This window comes from Collinsella sp. AF18-8LB (assembly GCF_003459795.1).
Classification (GTDB): Bacteria; Actinomycetota; Coriobacteriia; order Coriobacteriales; family Coriobacteriaceae; genus Collinsella.
The window spans coordinates 23,377-38,091 of record NZ_QRWU01000006.1 but is presented as its reverse complement, the minus strand read 5'-3'; the positions used below and the strand labels follow the sequence as shown (position 1 = coordinate 38,091).

General features: G+C 56.1%; 16 protein-coding genes. 9 read left to right on the top strand and 7 right to left on the bottom strand.

Going from position 1 to position 14,715, the window contains the following annotated elements:
* Positions 1-8: 8 nt before the first annotated feature.
* The 6 genes from gyrB to DWX25_RS06895 form a co-directional block, all read right to left on the bottom strand.
* Positions 9-2,039, bottom strand: coding sequence for a DNA topoisomerase (ATP-hydrolyzing) subunit B (gyrB, locus tag DWX25_RS06920; RefSeq protein WP_117734810.1), 2,031 nt, complete (start codon positions 2,037-2,039; stop codon positions 9-11).
* Between the two features lie 105 nt (positions 2,040-2,144).
* Complete coding sequence (locus DWX25_RS06915; protein WP_117794617.1) at positions 2,145-2,708, bottom strand: DciA family protein; 564 nt, start codon at positions 2,706-2,708, stop codon at positions 2,145-2,147.
* A complete protein-coding gene (locus DWX25_RS06910) occupies positions 2,695-3,801 on the bottom strand; it encodes a DNA replication/repair protein RecF (RefSeq protein ID WP_117734812.1) in 1,107 nt (368 codons plus the stop codon). The genes DWX25_RS06915 and DWX25_RS06910 overlap by 14 nt, the downstream gene beginning before the upstream one ends.
* A 9-nt stretch (positions 3,802-3,810) precedes the next feature.
* Positions 3,811-4,914 (bottom strand): DNA polymerase III subunit beta, encoded by a 1,104-nt coding sequence (gene dnaN, locus DWX25_RS06905; protein ID WP_117734813.1) that lies wholly within the window; start codon positions 4,912-4,914, stop codon positions 3,811-3,813.
* A gap of 238 nt (positions 4,915-5,152) precedes the next feature.
* The gene (locus DWX25_RS06900; protein ID WP_117734814.1) at positions 5,153-6,877 is read right to left on the bottom strand and encodes a DnaA ATPase domain-containing protein; all 1,725 of its coding nucleotides are present in this window, start codon (positions 6,875-6,877) and stop codon (positions 5,153-5,155) included.
* 15 nt (positions 6,878-6,892) lie between these two features.
* A complete protein-coding gene (locus DWX25_RS06895; RefSeq protein WP_117794615.1) occupies positions 6,893-8,038 on the bottom strand; it encodes an ATP-binding protein in 1,146 nt (381 codons plus the stop codon).
* A 345-nt stretch (positions 8,039-8,383) separates the two neighbouring features.
* On the opposite strand from DWX25_RS06895, the gene rpmH reads away from it, so the two are divergent.
* The 9 genes from rpmH (at position 8,384) to DWX25_RS06850 (ending at position 13,424) form a co-directional block, all read left to right on the top strand.
* Complete coding sequence (rpmH, locus tag DWX25_RS06890; RefSeq protein ID WP_019127408.1) at positions 8,384-8,518, top strand: 50S ribosomal protein L34; 135 nt, start codon at positions 8,384-8,386, stop codon at positions 8,516-8,518.
* Between the two features lie 20 nt (positions 8,519-8,538).
* On the top strand, positions 8,539-8,877 hold the full coding sequence (gene rnpA, locus DWX25_RS06885) for a ribonuclease P protein component (RefSeq protein ID WP_117763255.1): 339 nt from the start codon (positions 8,539-8,541) through the stop codon (positions 8,875-8,877).
* Entirely contained in the window at positions 8,874-9,098 is a 225-nt protein-coding gene (gene yidD / locus DWX25_RS06880) for a membrane protein insertion efficiency factor YidD (protein WP_117584026.1), read from the top strand. The genes rnpA and yidD overlap by 4 nt, the downstream gene beginning before the upstream one ends.
* A gap of 29 nt (positions 9,099-9,127) precedes the next feature.
* On the top strand, positions 9,128-9,898 hold the full coding sequence (locus tag DWX25_RS06875; RefSeq protein WP_117734818.1) for a YidC/Oxa1 family membrane protein insertase: 771 nt from the start codon (positions 9,128-9,130) through the stop codon (positions 9,896-9,898).
* Between the two features lie 44 nt (positions 9,899-9,942).
* Positions 9,943-10,512 (top strand): R3H domain-containing nucleic acid-binding protein, encoded by a 570-nt coding sequence (locus DWX25_RS06870; RefSeq protein ID WP_117743372.1) that lies wholly within the window; start codon positions 9,943-9,945, stop codon positions 10,510-10,512.
* Between the two features lie 97 nt (positions 10,513-10,609).
* Positions 10,610-11,347, top strand: a complete 738-nt coding sequence (gene rsmG / locus DWX25_RS06865; RefSeq protein ID WP_233505198.1) for a 16S rRNA (guanine(527)-N(7))-methyltransferase RsmG — start codon at positions 10,610-10,612, stop codon at positions 11,345-11,347.
* Positions 11,348-11,481: 134 nt separating this feature from the next.
* Positions 11,482-12,282 carry a ParA family protein gene (locus tag DWX25_RS06860; RefSeq protein ID WP_117743374.1) on the top strand — a complete coding sequence of 267 codons (801 nt, stop codon included), beginning with the start codon at positions 11,482-11,484 and terminating at the stop codon, positions 12,280-12,282.
* Complete coding sequence (locus tag DWX25_RS06855) at positions 12,275-13,180, top strand: ParB/RepB/Spo0J family partition protein (protein ID WP_199412330.1); 906 nt, start codon at positions 12,275-12,277, stop codon at positions 13,178-13,180. Before DWX25_RS06860 ends, DWX25_RS06855 begins: the two co-directional genes overlap by 8 nt.
* Positions 13,170-13,424: a hypothetical protein gene (locus tag DWX25_RS06850; RefSeq protein ID WP_117798819.1), complete on the top strand. Its 255-nt coding sequence runs from the start codon at positions 13,170-13,172 to the stop codon at positions 13,422-13,424. The genes DWX25_RS06855 and DWX25_RS06850 overlap by 11 nt, the downstream gene beginning before the upstream one ends.
* Positions 13,425-13,623: 199 nt before the next feature.
* Here DWX25_RS06850 and rlmN read toward each other — a convergent pair whose 3' ends face one another.
* Positions 13,624-14,676 (bottom strand): 23S rRNA (adenine(2503)-C(2))-methyltransferase RlmN, encoded by a 1,053-nt coding sequence (gene rlmN, locus DWX25_RS06845; protein WP_117734822.1) that lies wholly within the window; start codon positions 14,674-14,676, stop codon positions 13,624-13,626.
* Positions 14,677-14,715 lie beyond the last annotated feature (39 nt).

The following is a 14,715-nucleotide window of genomic DNA, read 5'->3' as shown; positions in this document are numbered from 1 at the left end:
ACCTCCTCTTAAGCGTCAAGGAATCGTGCATCATGTGCATGTTTTTCAATGTACTCGCGGCGATAGCCGACCTCGGAACCCATCAGCTCGCGCACGGCGCGGTCTGCCACCACGGCGTCCTCGATCGACACGCGCTGCAGAATACGGGTCTTGGGGTCCATCGTCGTCGAGGCAAGCTGCTTGGGGTCCATCTCGCCCAGGCCCTTGTAGCGCTGGACGGTATAGCCCTTGCGTTTCTTGGTGATCTTGCCATCCTTGGCCTTGCCGTCCTCGTCGTTGTCGTCGGGGTTCAGGCCCAGACTCTGGATGGTGTCGCGTAGGATCTCGTCTTCGGGCTGGCGGCCGTTGGGATACACGTAGTGGATCTTGTTGCGCACCTTAATGCCAAAGATGGGCGGGCAGGCAACATAGACGTAGCCGGCATCGATCAGCGGACGCATGTACTTGTAGAAGAATGTCAGCAGCAGGATGCGGATATGCGCACCGTCGACGTCTGCATCGGTCATGATGATGATCTTGTGGTAACGCGCCTTAGCAATATCGAAGTCGCCGCCGTCGCCGGCACTCGTCGTAACGCCGCAGCCGATCGCGGTAATCAGCGACTGGATGGTGTCACTCGAGAACGCGCGGTGGTCGCCAACGCGTTCGACGTTCAAAATCTTGCCGCGCAGGGGCAGAATCGCCTGGATGTCTCGGCGACGGCCGTCCTTGGCCGAGCCGCCTGCCGAGTCGCCCTCTACGATAAAGAGCTCGGTCAGCTCGGCATCGCGCACCGAGCAGTCAGCGAGCTTACCGGGCAGGGACGCCGTCTCGAGTAGGCTCTTGCGACGCGTCGCCTCGCGCGCCTTGCGGGCGGCATTGCGGGCCTTGCAGGCCTGCTGGGCCTTCTTGACGATCTCGCGGGCAGGCTTAGGGTGCTCCTCGAGGTAATCGGCGAGGCCGTCGGTCACGATCTTGAGCGTCAGCGCGCGCATATAGGAGCTGCCGAGCTTGGCCTTGGTCTGGCCCTCAAACTGCGGGTCGGGCAGCTTGACCGAGATAACGGCCGAAAGGCCCTCGCGCACATCGTCGCCGGTCAGGTTGGCGTCCTTTTCCTTGAGCAGATTCTGCTTGCGCGCGTAATCGTTGATTACGCGGGTAAGCGCGGTGCGGAAGCCCTCAAGGTGCATGCCGCCCTCGGGGGTGTAGATATCGTTGGCAAACGACATGACGTTCTCGCCGTAGCCGCTATTCCACTGCAGGGAAACCTCGACCTCGCCCATCTTGGCCACAGGCGCGTCCGGGTCCGATTTGCCCTCGATGTAGATGGGCTCCTTAAAGGCCTCGGGGACGTCCTTGCCCTCGTTGAGGAACTCGACGAAGTCTATGATGCCGCCCTCGTAGCAAAACTCCTCCACGTGGGGAGTCGCCTCGCGCTCGTCGGTCAGCACGATCTTGAGGTTCTTATTGAGGAACGCCGTCTCCTGCAGACGGTTGTGCAGCGTATCGAAATCGTAGATGCAGGTCTCGAAGATCTCGTCGTCGGGCCAGAAGGTGACGGTGGTGCCCGTCGAATCCGAGGTGCCCACGACCTCCATCTTCTTGACAGTCTTGCCGCGCGAGAACTCCATCTCGTAGGTGTTGCCATCGCGGCGAACCTGAACGACCACGCGCTTGGACAGTGCGTTGACGACGGAGATGCCCACGCCGTGCAGGCCGCCCGAGACCTTATAGGCCGAGTTATCGAACTTACCGCCGGCGTGCAGGATCGTCATGACGACCTCGAGCGTCGGAATCTTTTTAACAGGGTGCTCGTCGACGGGGATGCCGCGCCCGTTGTCGACGACCGTGATGGAGTTGTCGGCGTGGACCGTCACCTGGATCTCGGTGCAGAAACCGGCCATGGCCTCGTCGACGGAGTTGTCAACGATCTCCCACACCAGGTGATGCAGACCGCTGGCACTCGTCGAACCGATATACATGCCCGGGCGCTTACGAACGGCCTCGAGACCTTCGAGAATCTTAATCTCGCCGCCATCGTAATCGTTTTCGTTTGCCACACGTCCTCCTTCAGTCAAGAAAATGTGTACAGCCTTACTAGTTTATCGTAAAAAAATACCCTCGGGAACGAGGGTATTTGGCTCTACAAGGCCACCAGATGCGATTTAAGGCTCTTTTTTGCTTTGCACGCCCTTGGCCCACTCGGCACTGGCTCTCATGGCGTTCTCGAGGGCCTCGCGCAGTTTTTGGTCTTCGATGGGCGCCACTTGGCGCTTGATCTCGGTGCGCTCGGCCTCACTTAGGTCGGCGTGCGGGGCCGGCGGGCGCTCGGTCGTCGCCGGGCGCAGGCGCTCCTTGGCGACGGGCGGTGTGTGACCGGGTGCGGTGGTTTTGAACACCAGGCCGTCCACATGCGCACCGGCGCGCTCCATGCGCGCGCGGATGATCTCGCGCAACAGCGTCATTTCCTGCGTCCACGAGGGCGAGTCGAGATACACCAGCAGCTCATTGGACTCAGGCAGGTAGCGCAGCCCCGTCACATGCCGCCCCTCGCGCGTGCCCGAGCACACCGCGTTCCACGCGCGATAGACCGCGCGCGATTCCTCGGCAGCCTCCATCTGCGCACGGCGCTTAGGCGTCGCCGACGCCAGGATGCGCTGGCGCTCTGCGTTCAAAAAGCCACTGAAGGCGACCGTCTCGCTCTCGCGCTCGTAATTAGCACGTCTCACCCATGCTCACCACCTTGGCTCGATCAAGCAGGTCATCGGTAAAGTACCCCAGGTTGGTCGTGGTTATGACCGTCTGGATATCATCGCCGATCAGACGCAGGAAAGCACCGCGGCGCTCGCCGTCGAGCTCGCTCATCACGTCGTCCAGAAGCAACAGCGGGGCGGTGCCCAGGACATCGCGAGCCACGGCCACCTCGGCCACCTTCCAGGACAGTACCAACGTTCGCTGCTGTCCTTGGCTGGCAAATGAACGGGCGGAGCGACCCGCCACGGTAAACTCGATCTCGTCGCGATGCGGTCCTACCAGCGTCACGCCGCGGCGAATTTCCTCGTCGGCGTGCTCATCAAGGGCAGCCAGCATGCGCTCGTACGCCCAGCCCTTCAGCTCTTCGCGATCCTCGACCTGGGGCAAATCCCCCAGCGTGGACGCATAGGTCACGTTGGCGGCCTCGCCGGACGCCACTTGCCCGTAGGCAGTGTGCACATGGCCCGCCAGCCGGTCGAGCAGGGCCAACCGGTGCACGAGCAGAGCCGAGCCCGCGCGGGCAATCGAATCGTTCCACGCGCCGAGCATCTCACGGCAGCACCAGGTCTCCTTGAGCAAGGCGTTGCGCTGGGTCACGCAGCGCCCATAGGTGCTCACAAGATCGGCATAGCGCGCGCTCAGTTGCATGCCAAAGTCATCGAGAGCGGAGCGGCGCACACTGGCGCCCCGCTTAACCATGTCCAGATGGTCGGGGCAAAACAGCACGCTCGGCAGAACCCCGCGCACACCGGCGGCAGAGCATCTCTTGCCGTTTCGGCTAAACGAGCGCTTACCGTCCTCCGCGCTCAATCCCATATCAAGCACGCGGCCGTCGCCCTCGAGTCTCAGCTCGACCTTGCACGAGCCCACGCCGTCATGGACGAGCTCGGCTGCGGTCGGATGCCTAAACGAGACGCCGCTCGTCAGCAGCTGCAGCGCCTCTATGAGATTGGTCTTTCCCGCCGCGTTGGGTCCCGCAAGTATCGTCACGCCTTCGTCCAGGGCAAGGCGATAGCTATCGAAACTGCGGTAGTGCGCGACGGAAAGATCGCGGGCGAATATGGTCATGGCGCAGCGCTAGATGCGGACCGGCATGACCAGGTACAGGTAGTTGATCTTGTCGTAGGACTTGAAGATGCCCGCCTGCGAGTAGCTCTTGAGCTCCAGTGTGATCTCCTTCTCTTTGGACAGGGCATTGAGGCAGCCGAAGATGTAGTGGTAGTTGAAGGCGATGGTGCCCGACTCGCCCTCGGCCTCGACATCGATCGTCTCCTGTGCAAGGTCCTGGTCATTGGAAATGGAGGACAAGCCCATCTGCCCGTTCTCGACATCGATCTCGAACTTGACGGCGGGGTTGGCGCTCGCGATAACGGCCACGCGCTTGAGAGCGGCGTTAAAGGCGGCGACGTCGATCTTGACGCTTGTCACGCACGAATCGGGGATGAGCTGCTTGTAGTTGGGGTACACGCCCTCGATGCGGCGCGACACGTAGGTGGTGTTGCCGGCCTCGAAGACGACCTGGGTGTCGGTAGCCCCGATCATGATGGTCGCCTGGCTGGCCATGATGTTCAGTGCGTCGTTAAAGGCGTCCGCCGGAACGTTGAGCTCAAAGGAGCCCTCGAGGGTCGAGGTCTCGACCTGCGTATCGCACACGGCCAAGCGGAAGGAATCGGTCGCCACCAGGCGCACGGTGTTGTTCTCGACCTTCATGTGCACGCCGCCCAGGATGGGGCGGGCTTTGTCGGTCGAGGTGACGCGCCACACGCGGCCGACCATCTCGGACAAGATATCGGTCGGCAGCTCCACGGCACTCTCGATGGCATAGGCCGGAAACTCGGGGAAGTCATTGGCATCGAGCGTGTTCAGGCGGAAAGAGCTCTTCTCGCAACCAATCAGCACCTGGCGCTCGGACAGCTCAAAGGTGACCGGGGCATCGGGGAGAGTCTTGGTGATATTGGAGAGCATCTTACAGGGGATAACCATCTCGCCCTCTTCTTCGACATGCGCCGCGATGCGATGACGGATCGAGATGGTGTAGTTAGAGGTCTGGAATTCCAAGATGCCGTCTTGCGCCTTAACGAGCACGCCCGACAGGATGGGAAGGGTGGATGCCGAAGCGACACCCTTCATAACGACGCTGATGGCTTGTGTAAGCGAGCTCTGGCTGACGGTGAACTTCATCTTTTAATACCTTTCTATAGATATAAATATCTTAATAATAGTAATAGCACTGACGAAACTGTTGATTACTCCCAAAGACGCAGGTCAGACCCAAAAAGAGAATCGACAGCAACCTGTGTGCAACGGGGGTGGTTTTCCACGTTCAAAACCTGCGCAAAACTTTTCATCACCGCGGGTTGGGTTTTAGACACCTTATGCCCGTGGTTTCGACAAGTTTTCAACAGGTGTCTCTATTTCCCTACGAGCGCAGTGTAATTTTATCGCGCAGCGACTTGAGGTCTTCGGTGACGGTGCGGTCTTCCTGGATCATCTTCTGGACCTTTTTGTAGCTTGTACTGACGGTCGAGTGGTTGCGGTTGCCAAATTCGGCGCCCACTGCCGTGGTCGTCATCTCGCACATCTCGATTGCCAGATAGATGGCAATGTGGCGTGCTTTGGCGATGTTGGCGTTGCGCCGCGGGCCGATGAGCTCCTCGTGCGTCACGCCGTACTGCTCTTCGATGACGGACTGAACCGTTTGCACGTTGATCTTTTTGGCCGATGTGTCGAAGTACTGGCTGGCGATGGCGTCGATATCATCAAAGGTGAGCTCCCCGCCCTCGCGCTCGCGGTCGCCCGCCTCGCCGGCGCAGCGCTCGCAGAAGCTCTCGAGTTCGCGGATGTTGGTGCCCGAGACCTCGGCCATGTGTTTAAAGTGCTCATCGGTCAGGTGCCCGCCGTCGCCCCCATAGGCCGCCAGCAGCGAGTCGTCGCCTGCCTCGGGAGCGGCGACGATGGTGTTCTCGTAATAGCGCTGCAAGATCTTGTATTTCATCTCGTAGCTGGGCTCTGCGACCAGGCAGAGCATGCCGGCGTTGAAGCGGCTGGTCAGACGCTCGTCCATGCTCAGGTCCTTGGGGGCGCGGTCTGCCGCGATGACGACCTTCTTGTTGTTGCGGATGAACTCGTCCATGAGCTGGAAAAAGTAGTCCACGCTCGCGCGCTTGCCGATGATGTTTTGGATGTCATCGATGATGAGCACGTCCACGCCGTGGTACGCCTGCATGATGGGGGCGTTGCTCTTCTTTTGGCGGTCGAACTCGGTCATCAGGTCGTCCAGATATGCCTGGGAGTTGGCATACTTGACCTTGATCTCGGGCGACTTCTCGGCGAGCTCGTTTTTGATGGCAAGCAGCAGGTGCGTCTTGCCCAGGCCCGATTTGCCGTAGATGAACAGCGATGTGCACGTGCCGCGCTCGTCCGCGAGGGCGGCAAACTTGAGTGCCGAGCGATAGGCGTGGCTGTTCTCGGGGCCGTAGACAAAGTTCTCAAAGGTAAATTTTGAGTTCGCGGCGAGTGGGGCTCCATCCGTATTCTGCTCGGCCGGCACGGTCGGTGCTGGCATGGGTGAAGCGGGGGTCGCAGCTTGCGTGGATTTAGTCGGCGCTCCGCCCTTCATCTGGTTCATCATGCGACGAAAATCATCGGCCGAGAGCGTGTTCTTGATTGCAATGCCCGAATCCGCGCCCGCCGCTGCGTCGTGGGCGATGGGCATGTGCGTGACGGGTGCGTTCGTTGACGTCGCCGCCGCGGCCGGCAACGGTGCCATGGTTTCACGGGAAACATCGCCGTGCTGGTGCTCGATTGTCGGCGCGTCGCCTGCGGAGGCCGGCGCCGCCGGGGAAGTAGCGGGAGCCGTGGCGGGCGCCGTCGCGGCAGCGGATTCTGTCGCGGCGCCTTGCGGTGCCACGATGTCGAGTGCAATCGGTGCAAAGGCGATTTCTTCCAGATAGGCCTCAATAGTCGACTGATGCTTTTTGAGCTGCGCGATGGCAAAGCGCGAGGGCGCCTCGATCGTGAGCGTATCTTCGGTCAGGCTTATGGCGCGCGATTGCCCCAGCATATTGATGAGGCGTGCATCTTGGCCGTCGCGCTGGCAAAAGGCGATGGCATCCCCCAGGATGATGCTTGCTTCCTCGTCCACTGTCTCTCCCGTTCTTTAGCTCTGAGCTCGCACGCGAGCGGCGCCGAGTTCGGTCAGATGGTATTTCTGGCCATGCTTGATGACCAAGCCGGCCTGCGCCAAGTCATTGAGCGTGCGTGACCAAGTGGGGGCCGAGTTTCCAAACGCCCTCGCCAGATCGGTTGCGCCGCACGCTTGATTTTGCGCCAGATAGCCCAGCGCGGCGTTGCCGCGATCGCTTACGAACACGTCCGGTTGTGGCTGCGCATACTGATTTGCTGCATTAGGATACATCATTTGAGCTGCTGGTTGTTGAGAACTCTGCACCGGCGGCATTTGCTGTTGAAAACTTTGGGGCCACTGTTGGTAAGGCTGCGGAGGCATCTGCTGGGCCCAGGGGTTGTACTGCTGCTGCGGCATCTGCTGGTACGGCTGCTGATATCCCTGCTGGTACTGCTGCGGGAACTGCTGGCCATACCCCAGTGGCGGCATCTGCTGCGTTGCCATGGGCTGCTGCGCAAAAGCTCCCGGCAGGGGATATGTGGGCTGCTCCGTCTCGGGCCGCACGGCAGCACCGCGTCCGCCGGCACGCTCGATTTCCTGCACGCGCTTGGGGTCCAGACTTACCGTAACCACGGTGCCGCTGCCCATGTTGTCCTCGATGGACACGGCGCCGCCGGCATTTTCCAGGTATTCCTGCACCATGGGAAACCCAGCCCCAGTCCCGCGAATGTATCGCTTCATGTTGCTGTTTGCGCTGGTCACGCCAAAGTCGAAAGCGCGTTCCTTGTCATCGATGCCCGGTCCTTGGTCTGCAAAGCGGATAGTGTCGCCGCCGTCCAGGATCGAGATGATGGGCTCGGCAAAGTGGGCGTGGATAAAGTTTTCGACAATCTCGCGGATGACCATGAGCGAGATATGGCCACCTTGTTCTTTCATGCACTGGTAGACGGTGTTGGTTGTCTCTTCCAAATACGTGCGGACATCTTGCGGATCTATGACGATCACACGCGGCGTCGACAGCATATCGTCATAGACCGCTATGCGTGCGGCGTACATGGCTTTTGGCGCCTGCGTGGTCGTCTGCTCGCCTTCGTCGCGCTCTTCGCGCACGCCGGTGATGTGCTCGTTGTCGGGTGCCGGGTCTCCGGAATCGACCATGGTGTAAAAGTCGTCAGACATGCCGCTCGCAATCTTTCAATAGGTTTCGAACAAATAGTAGCTCACCGTGCAATGTTTCTCATCTTTCGACAAACTTTCAAAACCTGTTGAAAACTTTGGAAAACGGACGAAAAGTTCTCAACATTGCCAACATGACCTGTTGAAAACTCGATGAAATATCGTGAAAAGTTGCCACGCACCGCTAAATCGAGCTCGGCTTATGGGGGAACCGTGTGAACTGCGCAACCTTTTACCTTTGATTTCTTGACATTTGAACATTGATTTCCCTACAATCTTCAAGCTCACGTGTCTATATCTGCGTCCGCGCCCCCGCGGACACTCGAAATGCAGCAGGAGGAACTTAAGATGAAGCGTACGTATCAGCCTAATAAGCGTAAGCGTGCCAAGACCCATGGCTTCCGTGCCCGTATGGCCACCAAGGGCGGTCGTGCCGTGCTCGCCCGTCGCCGCGCCAAGGGCCGCAAGCGTCTCACTGTCTAGCAGCGATACACACATCTCGCATGAAGACTATTAAGTCTCGGCAAGATTTCGAGCATGTGTTCAGTCAGGGGCGTCGTTTCAATCACCCTCTGATTCGAATGACCATATGTGAATCGGTTGGCGAAGGCGACTCCGGAAGGGTCGCCTTCGTTGGTGCTAAACGGCTCGGTTGCGCAGTCGTGCGCAACCGTTCTAAGCGTGTGATGCGCGAGGCCGCCCACAGCTGCGGATTTCCCGTTGCGGGTTATGACATCATCTTGTTCGCAACTCCCAAGACGAGGGATTCCTCGCCGCAGGAGATGGACAAGGCATTGCGTTCGCTTATGAAACGCGCCGGCGTTGCCGGGGAGGAGCGATGAGCAATCACGTTTTGCGACGTGTTGCCATCGCTCCTATTCGCATATATCAACAGGTTATTTCGCCCTTATTGCCTGACGCCTGCATTTATTACCCAACGTGCTCGCAATACGCCATCCAGGCGATTGAGAAGTACGGTGTTTTGAGAGGCTGCTGGCTTGCCGTGAGGCGCATCGCTCGCTGCAATCCCCTGCACGTCGGCGGTTATGACCCTGTGCCTTAGCGGGCACTCGCTATCGGAGGAAAACTTACATGTGGGATTGGATCGTTAACATCCTTTTCGAGCTGCTCAAGCTCATCCAGACCTTTGCGGTCGACTGGGGCCTGTCCATCATCATCCTGGTGGTCATCATCCGTCTGCTGCTGACGCCGCTTATGCTCAAGTCGACCAAGTCGACGGCTCGCATGCAGGTGCTGCAGCCCAAGATGCTCGAGATCCAGGAGCGCTATGCCGACGATCCCCAGCGTCAGGCCGAGGAGATGCAGAAGTTCTACAGCGAGAACAAGTTCAACCCCATGGCTGGTTGTCTGCCGCTGTTGATCCAGATGCCTGTCCTGTTCGCCCTATTTACGCTGCTGCGTAACCTGCCGGACTACTTTAACGACGGCACGTTCTCGTTCTTTAATATTCTGCCCGACTTGACCACCACGCCGAGCGCCTCTTTTGCCGATGGCTTTATGGTCGCACTGCCTGCGTTGATCTGCCTGATCCTCTTTGCCGTCCTGACCTTGATTCCGCAGCTCTATATGTCGCGCAATCAGACCGGCCAGCAGGCGCAGAGCATGCGTATGATGGCCGTTGTTATGACGGTCATGATGCTTTGGATGGGCTGGAGCCTGCCCGTCGGCGTTCTGCTGTACTACGATGTGTCCTCTGCCTGGCAGGTTATCCAGCAGATCTTTGTGACGCAGAAGGTTATCGACAAGGCTAAGGCCGATGAGGAGGAGCGTCTTAAGAACGCTCCGCTGCAGGTCGAGGTCACTCGTCGCGAGAAGAAGCCGCGCCCGCACAAGAAGAAGTAGTGGGACAGTAATCTTATTTAGGTACCTAACTTTTGGAGTACGTTATGTCTGAAGAAATCATCGAGGATATGCTTGAGGAGGTTGCCCCGCAGGTCGCGGGCGATTATCCCGATATTGCACAGCGCTACAAGGCTGGTGAAGAGCTGACAGACGAGGAGCTCGACACCATTGCCGATGTCGCGATTTCCATCCTGCGTTCCATCCTTTCGCACTTCGATGCCGCCAACTCTCCTATCGATGAGTATGAGGGCGACGAGGGTGAGCTGATTTTGGATGTAACGGCTCCGGATCTTGCTGTTCTCATTGGGCGTCATGGTCGTACCCTTGATGCTCTTCAGGTCATGTTCTCTTTGCTGGTGAGCCGCAAGCTTGGCTTTAGGTATCCGGTTGTAGTGGACGTCGAGGGGTACAAGAGCCGCCGTCAGGACAAGGTTGCCTCCATGGCGCAGTCTGCTGCCGAGCGCGCCATTCGCACTCATAAGAGTGTTTCCTTGCCGCCCATGAATGCCTATGAGCGTCGACTGGTTCACATTGCCCTTCGCGGCAACGATGCCGTTGACACTCATTCCGAGGGCTCTGATCCCGATCGCCATGTTGTGATTGTTGCTCGATAATCTACTCGAGCTTATGCTTAGGGGACGTGGTTTCCACGTCCCCTTTTTTTTGTCAAAAGTTCTCGATACACTGATTTTTGTCAGAAAGGAGCTTTCGTTGTTGGTACTTACTGATCAGCAAGCTGACGAGATGTTGAGTCGTCTAACTTCCTATTGCAATGAGTATTCCTTGAGCGTAACTGATGTTGAGCTGAGGAAATGTATTCAGCATTTGGATTTAGTTCTGGAAACAAATAAGACAACGAATCTTACCCGTATCCTTAACGTAGAAGATGCTGCGATACTTCATATCCTCGACTCACTAGTTTTGCTCCCCTATATCAATAAGGCTCCTGAGGGGGCTTTGCTCGATATGGGAACAGGTGCTGGCTTCCCTGGTATTCCTTTAACCATAACCACGCATCGTAAAGCTACTTATATTGACTCTGTTGGCAAGAAGGTTGATGCCGTTAATTCTTTTGTTCATGCTCTTGGATTGAAACATGCTCATGCGGTTCATTATCGTCTTGAAGAATATGCTCGAAGCCATAAGAAGCAGTTCTCTGTCGTAACCGCACGCGCACTGGCCCCTCTACCGATTCTTGTTGAGTATGCGGCTCCGTATCTCAAGGATAGAGGGTTATTTGTTATCACCAAGGGCAATCCTTCGGATGAGGAGCTTGCTTCCGGCATGTCAGCAGCTAAGATCTGCGGTTTCACTTTGCTTCTGAATGACGCAATCGATTTGCCTGATGGCTTGGGCCACAGGGAGTTTATTGTTCTTAAAAAGAGTCATCCGGCATCCGTTTCATTGCCCCGTGCAAATGGCATGGCAAAGAAGAATCCGCTTGCCTAGATGTTTCACGTGAAACATAATGGATATTAACAACTTGCAGTGTTTCACGTGAAACATGGCAGTTGATATCGATTCGGGATGTTTCACGTGAAACATCCTCCGTTTGACAGCTTTAATACACACCAGGAGGGACCGTGGGATTTCGCGACGTTAAGCGCTCTAAGAGCGCAAAAGACACGCGTATCATTGCAATCATCAATCAAAAAGGCGGCGTTGGTAAGTCGACGACGGCTGTAAACCTTGCGGCAGCATTGGGTGAGCAGGGTCGTAAGACACTGATTGTTGATTTTGATCCGCAGGGAAATAGCACCAGTGGATTTGGAATTGAAAAAGAAGACCTTGATCACTGCATCTACGATGCATTGTTGAATGATGTGCCGGCAGAATCGCTTGTTCTTGATACAAATTGCAAAAAGGTATTCGTAATTCCTGCTACAATTCAGCTTGCAGGCGCTGAAATTGAGCTCGTAAGCGCAATTGCTCGTGAAACACGCCTCAAAGATTTGCTTGAGCCGATTCAGGATGAGTTCGATTTCATTTTTATTGACTGTCCTCCATCGCTCGGCCTGCTTACTATTAACGCCTTGACTGCAGCAGATAGCGTATTGATTCCGATCCAGTGCGAGTATTACGCACTCGAGGGTGTTACGAAGCTGCTTGAGTCAATGAAGATGGTCAAATCACGTCTGAACAAGAGCTTAGACACCTATGGCGTGCTTATGACTATGTATGACTCGCGTACTTCTCTGTCGAATCAGGTTGTTGAGGAAGTTCAATCGTACTTTGGTGATAAGGCGTTTAAGACACTGATTCCTCGTACAGTTAAAATCTCCGAAGCTCCGTCTTTTGGAGAGCCGGTAATTACCTATGCGCCACAAAATAAGGGTGCAAAAGCATATATGAACCTTGCAAAAGAGGTGATCAAGCGTGCCTAGTGCAAAGAAACGTGGAGGATTGGGACGTGGACTCAATGCTTTGGTCTCAGAGGCCGAGTATGAGACCGGTGGTTCGGCTGCATCTGCTTCAAATGCTGCATCTGAAACAAAACTACCTATTGAGGATATCGTTCCCAACCCAAATCAGCCACGAATTCACTTTAACGAAACTGAACTTCGCGAGTTGAGCGAGTCAATCCAAGAACATGGTGTTTTGCAGCCGCTTTTGGTTCGCAAGCATGGAAACGGCTATGAGATCATCGCAGGTGAGCGTCGTTACCAGGCATCAAAGCTTGCTGGTCTTGAGGAGTTGCCTGTCATCATTAAAGATGTTAATGATGAAGAGATGCTGGCTCTTGCACTTATCGAAAACCTTCAGCGTTCTGATCTGAATCCCGTCGAAGAGGCTAAGGGGTATCGCCAGCTCATTGATGCCAGCGGTATGACCCAGGAGGCATTGTCGAAGGCGGTAAGCAAGTCACGTTCTGCAATTACAAACTCGCTGCGCCTTCTCGATCTCCCCGAAGTTGTTCAGCAGATGATTTTTGAGGGTAAACTTACAGCTGGTCATGCACGTGCTATTCTTGCAGTTCCCTATGAGGATGCTCGAATTCGACTTGCTGAGAAGGTTGTTGCAGAGGGCCTTTCCGTTAGAGCGACAGAAAATCTTGCTCCGTTGTTTTCTGCCGGAGAGACACCTAAGACGCCGCGGCCTGCAACGCCTCAGTCTTTTAAAAAGGCTGCCCGCGTACTTCGTCAGGTATTTAATACCAACGTACGTGTGAAGAGCTCACGTGGAAAGAATAAGATCGAGATTGAGTTTAAAGACGAGGAAGAGCTCTCTCGTATTCTTGGTGAAATGATTCAGTTTGATCAAGGAGACCAAGATGAGGAATAAGATTTTTACTGCGATTGTATTGGCGACGACTGTTGCGGCTGGTGCCTTTGCTGGCTATAAGATTGCGACAGACGATGAGCTCCGAGGTCGTTTGCTTCGTGGTGCGCAAGATATTGTTGATACGTCCAAGAAGAAAATGGATGTTATGACTGAAGATGTTGCCATGCGTACTGCTCAGGTAACGAAGAATCCCAAGATTAATCAAGGTTGGGTTAGCAACCAATGGGAAAATGTAGGCTATTAGGTACCTAACAATTACCCAGCATTTTTTGCTGGGTAATTGTCTGATTCACACGACAAGGACCCCATATTTTGGCTGTTCTTAATGGGATCAGTAGCAGCTGATTCATAATCGAGGTCAATAAATGAAACAGCCCCGGTTGCATATCCTGCAACCGGGGCTGCTCGATGTTTCACATGAAACGTTTTGGGGTGTGACTCCCCTATGCGTTCTTTTGAACTTTGAAGCGCTGCTTCAGCTGTCCGCAGGCGGCATCAATATCATTGCCGCGAGAATTACGGATTGTGGTCTCGATGCCACGAGACTCAAGGCGGCGCTGAAGATCCTCAACCTTATGAATCGGCGACGGCTTGAGCGGGCTGCCCTCGATGTCGTTAAGCTGAATCAGGTTAACGTGGCACAGCGTTCCCTCGCAGAAGTCGCAGAGCGCCTGCATCTCGGGATTCGTATCGTTGACGCCTTCAATCATGGCATACTCATAGGTCGGGCGGCGGCCAGTCTTCTCGGTGTAGAGCTGAAGCGCCTCGTGAAGGCGAAGCAGCGTGTACTTCTTAACACCGGGCATGAGTTTATTGCGCGTCGACTGGATGGCGGAGTGCAGGGAAACGGCAAGCGTGAACTGCTCGGGGATATCGGCAAATTTGCGAATACCAGGAATAACGCCGCTGGTAGAGACGGTGAGGTGACGGGCGCCGATACCGATGCCATCGGGGTCGTTGAGGATACGCAGTGCCTTGAGAACCTCATCGTAGTTGGCAAACGGCTCGCCCTGGCCCATGAAGACAACGCTCGTGGCACGCTCGCCAAAGTCGTTGGATACATGAAGTACCTGGTCGACGATCTCTTGAGCGGTCAGAGAGCGCTTGAGGCCGTTGAGGCCAGTAGCGCAAAAGGCGCAGCCCATGCCACAGCCTGCCTGGGTGGAAACGCAGACGGAAAGCTTATTACGACGGGGCATGCCGACGGTCTCGACGGAAATGCCGTCGTGATACTCGAGCAGATACTTGCGAGAGCCATCTTTGGAAACCTGCTTGGTGAGTTCAGTCGGCGTGTCAAAGGCGAAAGCGCCTTTAAGCTGCTCGCGGAAAGCCTTAGGAAGGTTGGTCATATCGTCAAACGAACAAACGTTCTTCTCAAAGACCCATTCGATGAGCTGCTTTGCGCGGAAGGCGGGCTGGCCAAGTTCGGCCACGAGTTCGCGAATATCGTTTTGGCTCAAGTCGCGAATGTCCTGAGATTTAGTCCTGGGATTCATGGAAGCCTTTCAATTTTGGGGAAACGTAGAGTGTATCGC

Coding starts and splice junctions, on each gene's coding strand:
- DWX25_RS06910 (WP_117734812.1), bottom strand. CDS start 3,801: ATGACCATATTCGCCCGCGATCTTTCCGTCGCGCACTACCGCAGTTTC.
- dnaN (WP_117734813.1), bottom strand. CDS start 4,914: ATGAAGTTCACCGTCAGCCAGAGCTCGCTTACACAAGCCATCAGCGTC.
- DWX25_RS06895 (WP_117794615.1), bottom strand. CDS start 8,038: ATGTCTGACGACTTTTACACCATGGTCGATTCCGGAGACCCGGCACCC.
- rpmH (WP_019127408.1), top strand. CDS start 8,384: ATGAAGCGTACGTATCAGCCTAATAAGCGTAAGCGTGCCAAGACCCAT.
- rnpA (WP_117763255.1), top strand. CDS start 8,539: ATGAAGACTATTAAGTCTCGGCAAGATTTCGAGCATGTGTTCAGTCAG.
- yidD (WP_117584026.1), top strand. CDS start 8,874: ATGAGCAATCACGTTTTGCGACGTGTTGCCATCGCTCCTATTCGCATA.
- DWX25_RS06875 (WP_117734818.1), top strand. CDS start 9,128: ATGTGGGATTGGATCGTTAACATCCTTTTCGAGCTGCTCAAGCTCATC.
- DWX25_RS06870 (WP_117743372.1), top strand. CDS start 9,943: ATGTCTGAAGAAATCATCGAGGATATGCTTGAGGAGGTTGCCCCGCAG.
- DWX25_RS06850 (WP_117798819.1), top strand. CDS start 13,170: ATGAGGAATAAGATTTTTACTGCGATTGTATTGGCGACGACTGTTGCG.
- rlmN (WP_117734822.1), bottom strand. CDS start 14,676: ATGAATCCCAGGACTAAATCTCAGGACATTCGCGACTTGAGCCAAAAC.